The organism is Gordonia sp. N1V, assembly GCF_029269935.1.
Classification (GTDB): Bacteria; Actinomycetota; Actinomycetes; order Mycobacteriales; family Mycobacteriaceae; genus Gordonia; species Gordonia polyisoprenivorans.
The window spans coordinates 60,683-75,115 of sequence record NZ_JARJDD010000013.1; the positions used below are offsets into that span (position 1 = coordinate 60,683).

Annotated in this window: 11 protein-coding genes; 4 read left to right on the forward strand and 7 right to left on the reverse strand. The window is 68.2% G+C overall.

Annotation, left to right across the window (positions count from 1 at the left end; translation table 11 throughout):
- The first annotated feature begins 74 nt into the window (after positions 1 to 74).
- Complete coding sequence (locus tag P3L18_RS17340) at positions 75 to 1,736, forward strand: helix-turn-helix domain-containing protein (RefSeq protein WP_014361048.1); 1,662 nt, start codon at positions 75 to 77, stop codon at positions 1,734 to 1,736.
- A 33-nt stretch (positions 1,737 to 1,769) separates the two neighbouring features.
- Here P3L18_RS17340 and P3L18_RS17345 read toward each other — a convergent pair whose 3' ends face one another.
- Positions 1,770 to 2,936: an HPP family protein gene (locus P3L18_RS17345; protein ID WP_276114777.1), complete on the reverse strand. Its 1,167-nt coding sequence runs from the start codon at positions 2,934 to 2,936 to the stop codon at positions 1,770 to 1,772.
- Between the two features lie 267 nt (positions 2,937 to 3,203).
- On the opposite strand from P3L18_RS17345, the gene P3L18_RS17350 reads away from it, so the two are divergent.
- From P3L18_RS17350 to P3L18_RS17360, 3 genes are all read left to right on the forward strand, one after another.
- A complete protein-coding gene (locus P3L18_RS17350) occupies positions 3,204 to 4,700 on the forward strand; it encodes an aldehyde dehydrogenase family protein (protein WP_006367837.1) in 1,497 nt (498 codons plus the stop codon).
- 81 nt (positions 4,701 to 4,781) lie between these two features.
- Positions 4,782 to 5,900 (forward strand): NDMA-dependent alcohol dehydrogenase, encoded by a 1,119-nt coding sequence (locus tag P3L18_RS17355; protein WP_006367836.1) that lies wholly within the window; start codon positions 4,782 to 4,784, stop codon positions 5,898 to 5,900.
- Positions 5,901 to 6,003: 103 nt separating this feature from the next.
- Complete coding sequence (locus P3L18_RS17360; protein WP_006367835.1) at positions 6,004 to 6,795, forward strand: hypothetical protein; 792 nt, start codon at positions 6,004 to 6,006, stop codon at positions 6,793 to 6,795.
- 77 nt (positions 6,796 to 6,872) lie between these two features.
- Here the strand turns inward: P3L18_RS17360 and P3L18_RS17365 are convergent, their stop codons facing one another.
- Genes P3L18_RS17365 through P3L18_RS17390 form a run of 6 tightly spaced genes read right to left on the reverse strand, consistent with a single transcriptional unit; the run spans position 6,873 to position 14,429 of the window.
- Positions 6,873 to 7,496 (reverse strand): TetR/AcrR family transcriptional regulator, encoded by a 624-nt coding sequence (locus tag P3L18_RS17365; protein WP_006367834.1) that lies wholly within the window; start codon positions 7,494 to 7,496, stop codon positions 6,873 to 6,875.
- Complete coding sequence (locus P3L18_RS17370) at positions 7,493 to 8,305, reverse strand: enoyl-CoA hydratase family protein (protein WP_276114778.1); 813 nt, start codon at positions 8,303 to 8,305, stop codon at positions 7,493 to 7,495. Before P3L18_RS17370 ends, P3L18_RS17365 begins: the two co-directional genes overlap by 4 nt.
- A gap of 50 nt (positions 8,306 to 8,355) precedes the next feature.
- On the reverse strand, positions 8,356 to 9,513 hold the full coding sequence (locus P3L18_RS17375; RefSeq protein WP_006367832.1) for an acyl-CoA dehydrogenase family protein: 1,158 nt from the start codon (positions 9,511 to 9,513) through the stop codon (positions 8,356 to 8,358).
- A complete protein-coding gene (locus P3L18_RS17380) occupies positions 9,510 to 11,648 on the reverse strand; it encodes a biotin carboxylase N-terminal domain-containing protein (RefSeq protein ID WP_276114779.1) in 2,139 nt (712 codons plus the stop codon). Before P3L18_RS17380 ends, P3L18_RS17375 begins: the two co-directional genes overlap by 4 nt.
- 8 nt (positions 11,649 to 11,656) lie before the next feature.
- A complete protein-coding gene (locus tag P3L18_RS17385) occupies positions 11,657 to 13,255 on the reverse strand; it encodes an acyl-CoA carboxylase subunit beta (RefSeq protein WP_079930725.1) in 1,599 nt (532 codons plus the stop codon).
- Positions 13,256 to 13,268: 13 nt separating this feature from the next.
- On the reverse strand, positions 13,269 to 14,429 hold the full coding sequence (locus P3L18_RS17390) for an acyl-CoA dehydrogenase family protein (RefSeq protein WP_276114780.1): 1,161 nt from the start codon (positions 14,427 to 14,429) through the stop codon (positions 13,269 to 13,271).
- Positions 14,430 to 14,433: the final 4 nt, after the last annotated feature.

Genomic DNA, 14,433 nt, shown 5'->3' on the forward strand with positions numbered 1-14,433 from the left:
GACACCCCACCAGCACTGGACCTCCCGAGGGCGGACCGGCGCCTTTCGCGTGCACCCCGACATGTGCCATCGTTGTGACCATCGACACAACAGCGGCAGCGCACCCCGATCCCCGCCATCGGACTCCCGGCCGACAGGTCATCGCAGCGTCCTGGCGGCGATCAGCGATGTCCGGAATCCGCCCCGACAGCGACGTACTGCCCGCGCCGGTCGACATCTCGTCGGCCGACCCGCTCCTCGACGCCGCCCGGCCCGTCCTCGACGACGCCGCCTCGCGGATCGTCGGCAGCGAGATGTCGCTACTGCTCGTCGACCACGAATGCCGCATGGTCTCCCGCGTCACCGGCGGCACCACCATCGAGCGCGCACTCGACGGCGCCGGCGCGGCCAGCGGGGTGCCCTTCGGCGAAGCCGCGGTCGGCACCACCGCGCTCGGCACGCCCGCCGAGATCCGTCGCGGCGTGATGGTCAACGGCTCCGAGCACTACCTCGAGAAGTTCAAGCGACTCAGCTGCTTCGGTCAGCCGATCATCCACCCGGCCACCCGACGCCTCGTGGGCAGTCTGTGCATGACCGAGGTCGCCGACAACACCAACCCGTTGGCGGTGCCGTTCGTCAACGGGATCGTCGCCGACATCGCCGATCGGCTCCTCGATCGCTCCCGCTCACATCAACGACGGGTGCTCGACGCGTTCCAGCGCGCCGCCCCGCGCCGCGACGTGGCGGTCGCCGCCATCGGTGACGACATCCAGCTCACCAATACCCTTGCCGCCGAACTACTCTGCGCATCCGACTTCGGCGCGCTGCGGGCCGTGGTGGCCGACCCGGCGCTGCACCCGACCACCCTGTCCCTGACCCTGGCCGGCGGGACCGCCGTGGAGATCCTCGTCGAGCCGGTGGCGGGGACCCATGGTGCGGCACTGTTCCATCTGCGGCCGCTGACCGTCGGAGCCACCTCGCCCCCCACACCCGCACGCCCGGCATCGGTGGCCGCGGGCATCGCGATCACCGGTGAGCCGGGTACCGGACGCAGCACGACGGCCCGCTCGCTGGCCGCCGACCTCGGCGGTGATCACCGACCCCCGATCGTCGTCGACGTCGCCGACGCCCTCATCGACGGCGCCGCGCCGGACATCGCGGCGGTGCTCGCGCGGAGTCGCGCGGAGTCGGTGGCGCTGGTCGTCGACGGCGCCGAACTCCTCGACGACCGGTCGCTGACGCTGCTCCGCCATGCCGCGGGCCGGGCCACATCGGCCGCGCCGGTGATCGTGGTGACCGGTCCGCCGGCGCAACTCGGCGCCGGGGCGGCGGCTCTCATCGGGCATTGCCCGCGACGGGTGGACCTGCCGCCGCTGCGCCAACGCAGCACCGAGCTCGCCGCGATCGCCAGCGGCATCGTCGCCGACCTCGCGCCGGACACCGCACTGTCGAGCGGGGCCACCGACTGCCTGCTCAGTCAGGAGTGGCTGGGCAATCTCACCGAGTTGGTGGCGGTGCTCGACGAGGCGGTGGCCACCTGCCGGTCCCGGTCGGCGCGCACGGTCGAAGTCGCCGACCTCCCCGAGCGGTACCGCACCACGAGCCGCGCCGCGCACCTCGCCGGCCGCGAACAGGCCGAGCGACAGGCGATCATCGACGCGCTGGAACACTGCTCGCACAACAAGGTTCAGGCCGCCCGGGAACTCGGGATCTCCCGGACCACGCTGTACGCGCGGATGAGAGCGCTCGGGATCTGAGCCAGAGCACCGCATACTCCCGGGAACGTCGGCCTACCCGGTGACCGCGTTCCCGCCGTTGCGCAGGGCGTGACGAGCGAGGACCGTGATGAGATCGGTCTGGGTCACGATGCCGACGATGGCCGGCCCGTCGAGCACCGGCACCGCGTCACAGCCACGTTCGGCGAGCTGGGGTAGCAACGCGGCGATCGGCGTATCCCGATGTACCACCGGCAGATCCGTGGTCATGATGTCGGTGGCACACACCTCCGGAGCGGCGAACACCTCCGGAGCGGCAAACTCCTCCGGGGTGCCGCGCACCTCCGGAACTGTCGGGGTCAGTCCGGACTCGATGAGATCGATCTGGAACACCACTCCCACGTACGCACCGTCGGCACCGACGACCGGCAGCGAGGTGAATCCGTGCTCACCGAAGAGATGCGCGAGTTCCGCCCGACCGGTCCGGGGAGCGACCGTCACGAGATCCCGGGACATCACCGACGCCACCTCCACCGGGCCGGTGACGTGCCCGGCCGCCTGCAGTTCGGCGGCTCCGACCAGTCGCGCGAGGTCGGCGACCCCGAGGTTCAGTGACTGCTGATAGCGCGCCAGGATGTCGGTGAGTTCGTCCTCACGGAGTCCCACCCGTTCGGCGGGGTCGGCAACCGGATCGAACTGCCGGAACGGGTAGCGACGCCCGGTGAGCCGACCGAATGCCACGGCGGTCACCACCAGCAGCACGGCGCCGACGGCGACCGGTGCCAGGGCGAAACGGAATCCGAGCTCACGCACGGTGTCGGGCGCCAGAGCCGCACTCATCGCCACCGCACCCGCAGGCGGATGCACTGCCCGACACAGGATCATCGCCGCGACGGCCGCCCCGACCGCCAACGCCACCCGCACCGTGGGCTCGTCGACGACCAGCGTGATCCCGACGCCGACCACCGCCGAGACGACACTGCCGACGACGACTGCCCACGGCTGGGCGAGTGGGCTGTTGGGCGCGGCGAACACGAGCACCGTCGTCGCACCGAACGGCGCGATGAGATACATCCCGAGGTGCAGATCCACCCCGGAGGACAGCATCACGACGCCGAGCACCCCGAGACCGAGACACGATCCGAGCCCGGCGCGCAGGGCCTCACGCGGCGAACCGGCGCCGGTCGCCGGCCCGAGCCCGTGCGCGGCCCGACCGAGGGCACCGGTGATCCTCGGCAGCATCGCCGACCTCCCGGGTTGAGGTGAGTGTGACCTCATCACGCTAGGTCAGCGGCTCTCCGGCGCCGAGGTCGGCACCTGTACAGCACGGTGTTCAGTTTCTGTACATCTCGACCGACCCATGCGGTGGCAGAAATAGAAGCAGGACCGAATATGACCCCCGTCACAACTGATCCGTCATTGATGACACCGCCATGTTCGCCCCGTGTCCCTCATCCGCCATTCCTTCATCCCCCAATTCCTTCATCACTGAGTCGAGCAGGAGACCTCATGACCGCCGTCGCAACCGAACTCCTCCCCCGGGTACGGGATTTCATCTCGTCGGAGAAGAAGATGCTGATCGGGGGTGAGTGGGTATCGGCTGAGTCCGGGCGGACGTTCGAGACCATCGATCCCGCCACCGCCCGCCCCATCACCAGCGTCGCCCACGGCGGTGCCGCCGACATCGACCGTGCGGTGCGCGCGGCCCGTGCCGCGTTCGACGAGGGCGCGTGGGTCCGGATGAAGCCCAACGAGCGGGAACGTCTGCTGTGGCGGGTCGGTGACATCCTCACCGAACGCGCCGAGGAATTCGGCCAGCTCGAGGCGCTCGACAACGGCAAGGCCGCGACCATCGCCACCGCCGTCGACACCAACTGGTCGGCCGACATCTTCCGCTACAACGCGGGTCTGGCCACCAAGATCACCGGCTCGACCGTGAACGTCTCGATGCCGTTCGTCCCGGGCGGCGAGTTCCACGCGTACACGCTGCGCGAGCCGGTCGGGGTCTGCGGACTCATCGTGCCGTGGAACTTCCCGCTGCTCATGGCGGCGTTCAAACTGGCACCTGCACTCGCCGCCGGCAACACCGTGATCCTCAAGCCGGCCGAGCAGACCCCGCTCACCGCCCTGCTGCTCGGTGAGGTCTTCCAGGAGGCGGGCTTCCCGCCCGGCGTGGTCAACATCGTCACCGGCTTCGGCGATGCGGGCGCGGCACTCTCGGCGCACGACGACGTCGACAAGATCGCCTTCACCGGTTCGACCGAGGTCGGCAAGAAGATCGTCGACGCCGCCAAGGGCAACCTGAAGAAGGTGTCGTTGGAACTCGGCGGCAAGAGCCCCAACATCGTGTTCGCCGACGCCGACTTCGAGAAGGCCGTCGCCGGGTCGGTGGCCGCGTGGATGTTCAATCACGGCCAATGCTGCGTCGCCGGTACCCGCCTGTTCGTCGAGCGCCCCATCTTCGACGACTTCACCGCCGCCGTCGCCGAGGCCGCATCGCAGGCCAAGATCGGGCCGGGTCTGGACCCCACCACCGAGCTCGGACCGCTGGTCAGCCAGGAGCAGTTCGATCGCGTCTCGGGGTATCTCGCGGCCGGCCTCGCCGACGGAGCTCGCGCATTGACCGGCGGAAAGCGTTGGGGCAATGAGGGGTTCTTCATCGAGCCGACCGTCTTCGTCGACGTCGAACCGGACTTCTCGATCGTGCGCGAGGAGATCTTCGGTCCCGTCGTCGCCGCCCTGCCCTTCGACGCCGACACCGGTGTCGCCGCGGCGGCAAACGATTCCATCTACGGCCTGGCCGCCGGAATCTGGACCCAGGACCTGTCCAAGGCCCACAAGACCGCCCGGGCGATCAAGGCCGGCTCGGTGTGGGTGAACCAGTACAACGGCTTCGACACCGCGATGCCCTTCGGCGGTTACAAGCAGTCCGGATGGGGCCGCGAGCTCGGCGGCTCGGCGATCGATCTGTACACCCAGACCAAGGCCGTCAACGTCGCCCTGTGAGAGTTCCACGCTGTGACAGTTCCGCTCTCTCCCAACACTTTTCTCCATGATCAATTCTCATCACTCACATAGGAGTAGTCGATGACCATCACCACCAAGGCCGCCGTCCTCACCGGCCCGGGCAAACCGTTCGAACTCGTCGAACTCGACCTCGAGGAGCCCCGCGAGGGTGAGGTACTCATCAAGTACACCGCTGCGGGACTGTGCCATTCCGACCTGCACCTCACCGACGGTGACCTGCCGCCGCGCTATCCCATCGTGGGCGGTCACGAGGGTTCGGGCATCATCGAGGCGGTCGGGCCCGGCGTCACCAAGGTCAAGGTCGGCGACCACGTGGTCTGCAGCTTCATCCCCAACTGCGGCACCTGCCGCTACTGTTCGACCGGCCGGCAGAACCTCTGCGACATGGGCGCCACCATCCTGGAGGGCTCCATGCCCGACGGATCGTTCCGATTCCATTCCGGCAAGGACGATTTCGGTGCGATGTGCATGCTCGGCACCTTCTCCGAGCGGGCCACCATCAGCCAGCACTCGGTGGTCAAGGTCGACGACTGGCTGCCGTTGGAGAAGGCGGTCCTCGTCGGCTGCGGCGTCCCGTCGGGCTGGGGCACCTCGGTCTACGCGGGCGGGGTGCGCGCCGGCGACACCGTCGTCATCTACGGCATCGGCGGCCTGGGCATCAACGCCGTGCAGGGTGCGGTGTCGGCCGGCGCCAAGTATGTCGTCGTCGTCGATCCGGTTGCGCTGAAGCGGGATACGGCCATCAAGTTCGGGGCGACGCATGCCTTCGCCGACGCCGAGGAGGCCGCGGCCAAGGTCAATGAGCTGACCTGGGGCCAAGGCGCCGATCAGGCTCTGATCCTCGTCGGCACCGTCGACGAACAGGTCGTCTCGAGTGCGACCGCGGTCATCGGCAAGGGCGGCACGGTGGTCATCACCGGACTGGCCGACCCCACCAAGCTCACCGTGCACGTCTCCGGCACCGACCTCACGCTGAATCAGAAGACCATCAAGGGGTCGCTGTTCGGCTCGGCCAACCCGCAGTACGACATCGTCAAACTGCTGCGCCTCTACGACGCCGGGCAGCTCAAGCTCGACGAACTGATCACCACCACCTACACACTCGATCAGGTCAACGAGGGCTACCAGGATCTTCGCGACGGCAAGAACATTCGCGGAGTGATCATCCACGACAGCTGAGTGATTCGGCGTCCGCCGACCCGACCCGGACGCACCACGCCCCCGCTGGTGCGTCCGGGTCGTTCCATGTCGGTGACCGTCGAGCCCTGGGTACGCTGATCGCGTGATCAGTCCGGGAACGCTCGCCGCGGTGCGCACCGAACTCGGCAGAATCCGGACCAATCCGACCGACACGCTGCTGATGCTCGCCTTCAACTCGGCGATGGTGTTGGTCCTGTGGTTCGCGCTCCCGCGAACCTGGTTCTTCACCTTCACCGGCCCCGAGGGCCTTCCGTACGCACTCGCCGGCTGGATGTACGCCGACGTGTGCGCCACCAACGTGCTCGCCCCCGACCGCGAGCGGGTGTTGTCGAGTCTCGACGACCCGCGTGCGTTCGCCGAACTGTTGCGCTCCAAGGCCTTGGGGCTGTGGTTACTGGTCGGACCGGCGTGCGCGACGCTCGCGATCATCATCTCGCTCGTGTGGAATCGCAGTTGGCAGTTCACCACCGAGGTGGTCCTCGCCGTCGCCGTCGTTCCCCTTGGGGCCCTGGCGATGACGAGCCTGGTGGGCATCATGTTCCCCTACCATCTGCGGTCCCTGCGCTGGCGGTGGGAACACCGCCGACAGTTCAAGCAGGTCATCCTGCGGTGGCTCGTCCTGTTGGTCCTGCCCTACACGCTCTATCCGGTCGCCTTCGGGTTGATCGTCGCGCTGCCGGTGACGATCTGGCGTCTGTCCCGGCGCCTCGGATGGGACCGCGACCTGTCCACCATCGACTTCCTCGTCTGTGTCACGATGGCCGTGATCATCACCGCGCTGATGTGGACGCTGGCGCATCGCTTCGCGGTCGGCTGGGTTCGCCGCCACCGCGAGCGGGTGCGCGAGTACCTGCTCGATGTCGAGCGGGGTTGAGCCCGGTCGACGATTTCCAGCACCCGGTCGACGGAATCGGGCGCCCGCTCGGCGCAATTCAGTTCGGGGTGCGCAGTTCAGTTCGGGGTCTGCAGGGCCGCCGAGACCATCTCGGTCCATGCGGCGACGACCTGCGCACGTCGTGCGGAGTCGTCGGAGAGGGTGTCGGCCAGACCGAGGCCGCGGGCGAGGTCGAGGGTGACCTGCGCGATCCGGTGCACCCGCGGATCGGTGCCGTCGGGATCGAGCATCGAGGTGGTCATGCGGTGCGCCGCGTGGGCGAACTTGTCCTCCATCGGCAGGATCAGTCGACGCAGTGCCGGATCGGACGCGGCAGCGGCCCACACCTGCAGGGCCGCCTTGAACACGGTGCCGGTGTACAGCTCGACGGCCCGGTCGATCGCGGCGGATACCCTCGCGTTACCCTCCGGCAGTTCGGCTTTGGCCGCAGACGCCGATTCGGTCATGTCCTCGAAGATCTGCTCGAGTGCGGCGGTGATCAACGCCTCCCGCGTCGGGAAGTGGTGTTGCGCCGCGCCTCGGGACACCCCGGCGCGCTCGGCGACGGCCGCCACCGTGGCCGCCGACCACCCGTCACGGGCCAACGCGTCGATGGTCGCGTCGAGCAGCCGTTCCCGGGTCAGCCTCGAGCGCTCCTGCTGTGGTTCGCGCGGACCGGCCGCCCGTGCCCCCGCGGTCACGGCGCCCGGCCGTCGGTGAGATCCCATGGGGGACGCCGTTTCGACAGAAACGCCGTCATGCCCTCCCGCGCCTCGTCGCTGCCGAACAACGCCGCCGACTCGGCTGCCCGCCGCTGCGCGTCGCGGTCGAAGACCGCCAGGATCGGCGCCGTGGTGAGTTCCTTCGACGCGGCCAGCCCCTGCGGCGAGGCCTTGCGGATGCCTCTCAGTACCTCCCCGAGTGTGGCGTCGAGGTCGTCGGCACCGTTGTGCGCCTGCGTGATCAGCCCGATGCGTTCGGCGACGGTGGCGTCGAACGTCTCCCCGGTGAGGTAGTAGCGGCCCGAGGAACGTGCGGTCATCTTCGGTAGCAGCACCACCGAGATCACCGACGGCGCCAGCCCCAGCCGGGCTTCGGTGAGCGCGAAACTGCATGCGGGACCGGCGAACACCATGTCGCAGGCACCGATCAGCCCGAGCCCGCCGGCCCGCACGTGCCCGTCGATGCGGGCGATGACCGGCTTGCGCAGTTCCAGGATCGTGCGGAGCACCCCGAGCATCGCCTCGGTACCGGCCGCCGATGCCTCCTCCACACTCGCACCGCGCGCCAGCGCCTCACCGAGATCGGCTCCGGCACAGAACGTGTTGCCGGTGTGGGTGAGCACCACCGCACGCACATCGGGATCACCTCCGGCGTGTGCGAGCCCGTCGAGAAGCTCGCCGACGAGCGCGGTGCCCAGGGCGTTACGATTCGCCGGCGAGTCCAGGGTGAGGGTGGCGATGCCGTCCTCGATCACGAGGTGCACGACTTCGGTTTGCTGATCGGTCACGTCGGGTCTTTCGTCGGCGGTGTCGGTCGGTTCGGTTCGGGTGTGTCGGGTCAGTACGACTTGGGCAGGCCCAGGCTGGTCTGGGACACGAAGTTCAGGATCATCTCACGACTGACCGGGGCGATCCGGGCGATCCGGGCCAGCGAGAGCATCGGCGCCAGGCCGTATTCGGTGGTCAAGCCGTTCCCGCCGAGCGAGTGCACGGCATGATCGACGATTTTCACACACGCCTCGGCCGCGGCGTATTTGGCCATGTTCGCCGGTTCGGCCGCACCCCAGTCGTCGCCCGCGTCGTAGAGCGTGGCGGCCTTCTGCATCATCAGCTTGGCCATCTCCAGCTCGATCTTTCCCTGCGCCAACGGATGTGCGATTGCCTGATGCGCGCCGATGGGGGTCTTCCACACGGTGCGGTCGGTGACGTACTCGACCGCCTTGCCGAGCGCGAAACGTCCCATCCCGATGGCCGATGCCGCGCCCATGATCCGTTCCGGGTTCAGTCCGGCGAACAACTGGCTCAGGGCGGCGTCCTCGGAGCCGACGAGTGCGTCCGACGGCAACCGGACGTCGTCGAGGTAGAGCAGGAACTGCTTCTCCGGGTTCTGCAGTTCCATGTCGATCTGCTTGTACTCGAAGTTGGGCGTGTCGGTCGGCACGATGAACAGCGACGGCTTGAGGTTGCCGGTCTTGGCGTCGGTGGTGCGCCCGACGATGAGGACCGCCTGCGCCTGGTCGACGCCGGAGATGTAGATCTTGCGTCCGTTGAGGATCCAGTCGGAGCCATCGCGACGCGCGGTGGTGGTGATGTGGTGCGAGTTGGAACCGGCGTCGGGTTCGGTGATTCCGAACGCCATGGTGATCGAACCGTCCGCCAGACCCGGCAGCCACCGCTGCTTCTGCTCGTCGGTGCCAAACCGGGCGATGACGTTGCCGCAGATGGCCGGTGACACGACCAGCATCAGCAGGCCGGTACCCGCGGCGGCGATCTCCTCCATCACGATCGACAGCTCGTACATCCCGGCACCGCCGCCGCCGTACTCCTCGGGCAGGTTCACCCCGATGAATCCGAGTTCGCCCGCCTCACGCCACAACTCGTCGGTCTTGCGGCCCTCGCGGGCGCATTCGCGGAAGTACTCCTGGCCGTACTTGCCGGCCAGACCGGCGACCGCTGCGCGTAGTTCGGCCCGCTCGGGGCTTTCGATGAAACTCATGGCGTGTTCCCCTCGGTGGATTCGATCGGTGTGACGGTGGTGTCGGTGCTGGTGTTCTCTGGGCCGGTGTTTCCTGGGCTGATGTCTTCTGGGCCGGTGTCATCGGGGCCCGTCTCCTCGCCGATGACGGCGAGGACGTCGCCGACCGCGAGCTGGCGGCCGGGTTCGACGGCCAGCGTGGTGACGACGCCGTCGGCGGGCGCGGAGATGGTGTGCTCCATCTTCATCGCCTCCAACCAGATCAGCGGTTGTCCGGCGGTGACCCGATCCCCTTCGGCGACAGCCACTCTGATCACCGCACCCGGCATCGGCGCCAACAGTGAGCCCGGACGTTGCACCGCCGTGGGATCGATGAAGCGCGGCGCGCGGCGCAGATGCACCGACCATCCGGGTCCGTCGACGAAGACCTCGTCCTGATCCGCTCCGGTCCGATCGGCCCCGTCGCGGTACCGGGCCACGCGCAGTTCGCGTCGTAGTCCGGTGCGGTCGGCGAGCACAACGGCTTCGGGTGTGGCCGTGAGCACCGACAGCCCCGGTGTATCCGGCAGCTCGATACCGTTGCGGCCGTGGCGGTATCGGACCCGGACCTCGGTGTCGTCGGCGCGCAGGTAGGTCTTGGTCTGATACCCCGAGGCCATGTTGCGCCACCCACTGGGCAGACTCGCCTGCACCCGGGCGCCAGCGCGGTTGGCTGAGGCATCGGCCAGTGCGGCCGCGATCCCCGCCATGGCCACCTCGTCGGCGCCGGCCGACGGTGCTGCCAGCGTGTCGAGGCCGACGGTGTCCAGATAGGCGGTGTCGGTGAGCCCGGACAGGAAGGTGGCATCGCGCAGGATGTTGACCAGCAGGTCGCGGTTGGTGATCGGACCGTGGATCGTGGCGTCGGCCAGTGCTCCGGCCAGCATCGCCGCCGCCCGCCCCCGGGTGGGCGCCCACGCGATGACCTTCGCCAGCATCGGATCGTAGAAGGTGGAGATCTCCGAGCCGCCGGCGATCGACGAGTCGACACGCACACCGGGCCGCAGCAGCGGCCCGAAAGTGCTTGCGGCACGGATATCGAAAGCGTGTACCCGCCCGGACTGCGGCTGCCACCCGGCGGCGGGGTCCTCGGCGTAGAGACGCACCTCGATCGCCGCACCGGTGGCGCGTGGCGCCTGGACGTCGAGGTGATCGCCCATCGCGATCCGCAGCTGCCACTCGACGAGATCGGTGCCCGTGGTCAGTTCGGTCACCGGATGTTCCACCTGCAGGCGGGTGTTGGTCTCCAGGAAGTAGAAGCGACCGGACTCGTCGGCGAGGAACTCGACGGTTCCGGCGCCGGTGTAACCGATCGCCTCGACCGCGGTTCGGGCTGCGGCATAGAGCTTCTCACGCATCGCCTCGCCCACCCGCTCGACGAGCGGGGCCGGCGCCTCCTCGACCACTTTCTGATGGCGGCGCTGGATCGAGCATTCCCGCTCTCCGACCGCCCACACCGCACCGTGGGTGTCGGCGAGCACCTGCACCTCGATGTGGTGTCCGCGTTCGACATACGGTTCGCAGAACACCGTCGGATCACCGAACGCCGATTGGGCTTCGCGTCGGGCGCCCTCCACCTGCTCGGTCAGGTCGGCGAGATCGCGGACGATCCGCATGCCACGGCCACCGCCACCGGCGGACGCCTTGATCAGCAGCGGCAGGTCGGAGTCGGCGACCGCGGCCGGATCGATGTCCCCGAGGACCGGCACACCGGCATCGGCCATCAGTTTCTTGGCGTTGACCTTGGAGCCCATCGCCGAGATCGCCGCGGGCGGCGGTCCGATCCAGATCAGGCCCGCGTCGAGCACGGCCTGGGCGAAGTCGGCGTTCTCCGAGAGGAATCCGTATCCCGGGTGGATCGCGTCGGCGCCCGCGGTGCGGGCGGCGGCGATGATCGTCTCACCCTGCAGATACGTCTGGGCCGAGGTCGATCCGGGCAACCGGACCGCCACGTCGGCGGCGCGGACGTGCGGTGAGCCGGCGTCGGGGTCGGAGTACACCGCGACGGTACCGATACCCATCGCCCGGCAGGTGGTGAAGACGCGGCAGGCGATCTCGCCGCGGTTGGCGACGAGCACGCGCGAGATGGTGCCGGTCATGTCGTGCTGTACGGTCATGAAAGTCCTCACATCCGGAAGACGCCGAAGTTCGACGTCCCCTCGACGGGTGCACTGTGGATCGCCGAGAGGCTCAGCCCGAGGATCGTGCGGGTGTCACGCGGGTCGATCACCCCGTCGTCGTAGAGCATTCCGGACAGGAACGCCGGCACCGACTCCGCCTCGATCTGCGCCTCGATCATCTGCCGCATCGCCGCATCGGCGGCCTCGTCGACCACACCGCCGCGCGCCTCCGTGGCCGCGCGGGACACGATGGAGATGACCCCGGCCAGTTGCGCTGCGCCCATGACGGCGGATTTCGCACTGGGCCAGGCGAACAGGAACCGCGGATCGTAGGCCCGTCCGCACATCCCGTAGTGCCCGGCACCGTAACTGGCACCCATCAGTACCGACAGGTGCGGGACCTTGGAGTTCGACACCGCGTTGATCATCATCGAACCGTGCTTGATGATGCCGCCGCGTTCGTACTCCTTGCCGACCATGTAGCCGGTGGTGTTGTGCAGGAACAGAAGTGGCGTGTCGGAGCGGTTGGCGAGCTGGATGAACTGGGCCGCCTTCTGCGATTCCTGGCTGAACAACACGCCTTGCGCATTGGCCAGGATGCCGACCGGGTAGCCGTGGATGCGCGCCCACCCGGTGCACAGCGAGTTGCCGTATTCGGGTTTGAACTCGTCGAAGTCGCTGTCGTCGACGATGCGTGCGATCACCTCGCGCGGATCGAACGGGATCTTCAGGTCACCCGGCACGATGCCCAGCAATTCGTCGGCGTCGTAGCGTGGTTCGCGGATCTCGGCAACCGGCGAGGGACCGGATTTGCGCCAGTTCAGGCGGGCGACGATGCGTCGTCCGATGCGCAGCGCGTCCTGCTCGTCGGCGGCGTAGTAGTCGGCCAGGCCCGACTGTCGTGCGTGCAATTGCGCGCCGCCGAGGGATTCGTCGTCGCTGTCCTCACCGGTGGCCATCTTCACCAGCGGCGGGCCGCCGAGGAACACCTTCGACGCGTTCTCGATCATCACCACGTGGTCACTCATCCCCGGCACGTACGCACCGCCGGCAGTGGAGTTGCCGAAGACGATGGCCACCGTGGGGATTCCGGCCGCCGAGAGTCTGGTCAGGTCGCGGAACATCCGCCCGCCCGGGATGAAGACCTCTTTCTGGGTCGGCAGATCGGCACCGCCGGACTCCACCAGGGAGATCACCGGCAACCGATTGGCCAGGGCGATGTCGTTGGTGCGCAGTATCTTCCGCAGTGTCCACGGATTGGAGGTACCACCCTTGACGGTGGGGTCGTTGGCCACGATCATGCATTCGACACCCTCGACCACCCCGATCCCGGTCACCACCGAGGCACCGACGGTGAAGTCCGAACCGTACGCCGCGAGCGGGCACAGTTCGAGGAATGCCGAATCCTCGTCGACGAGCATCTCGATGCGTTCGCGGGCGATCATCTTGCCGCGCTTGCGGTGTCGTGCGACGTATTTCTCACCGCCGCCGGCGAGCGCCTTGTCGAGTTCGGCCTGCAGGTCGTCGAGTTTGCCGAGCAGACCCTCCCGATTGGCCTGATATGCCTGCCCCGCCGTGTCGAGCGTGGAACGGATCGCCGTCATCGGATGCTTCCCCTCACTGCTGATAACCCAGTCGTTTGGCCGCGAGGCCGGTCAGGATCTCGGTGGTGCCACCGCCGATCCCGATGATCCGCATGTCGCGATACTGCCGCTCCACCTCGGTGCCGGTCATGTAACCGAGTCCGCCGAAGAGCTGAACCGCCTTGTCGGCCACCCACTGACCGGTCTCCACCGCGGTGTTCTTGGCGAAGCACACCTCGGCGATGAGGTCGTCGCCGGAGGCGATCTTGCGTTCGACGACGGCCCGGGTGTAGGTGCGGGCCACGTCGATCCGCCGGGCCATCTCGGTCAGCGTGTCCTGCACCGACTGTCGCGCGATGATCGGTTTGCCGAAGGTCTCGCGCTGCCGCGCCCAGTCCAGGGTGAGATCCAGGCAACGTTGCGCACTGGCGTAGGCCTGAACCGCCAGCGACGACCGTTCGGTGACGAAGGCCGCGGCGATCTGGGCGAATCCCGAGTTCTCCGGTCCGACCAGGTTCTCCACCGGCACCCGTACGTCGACGAAGGACAGTTCGGCGGTGTCCGAGCAGCGCCAGCCCATCTTGTCGAGTTTGCGGGTGACGGTGAATCCCGGTGTGCCCTTGTCGATCACCAGCAGCGACACGCCGGAGGCGCCGGGGCTGCCGGTGCGGACGGCGGTGACCACGAAGTCGGCACGCACCGCGGAGGTGATGTAGGTCTTGGCGCCGTTGACCACATAGTGATCCCCGTCGCGCTCGGAGCGAGTGGTCAGGTGCCCGACGTCGCTGCCGCCACCGGGTTCGGTGATCGCGAGACTCCCGATCATCTCACCGGCCAGGGTGGGGCGAACCCATCGGTCGATCTGGGCGGGGTCTCCGGCCGCGATCAGGTGCGGCAGGGCGATGCCGTGGGTGAACAGCGACGCGAACACCCCACCTGCGGCACCCCCGTAATGCAGTTCCTCGCCGAGGATCGAGGCGTCGACGAGATCGCCGCCACTGCCACCGACCTCCTCGGGTATGCCCAGCCCGAACAGGCCGAGTTTCGCTGCCTCCCGGTGGATCTCGCGCGGGATCTCGCCGGATCTCTCCCACTCGTCCTGGGCTGGCAGGACATGACGGGTCACGAAGCCGCGCACGGTTTCCCGCAACGCGCGTCGTTCGTCGCTGTCCCAGAGGTCACTGGTGATCGGCATGTGT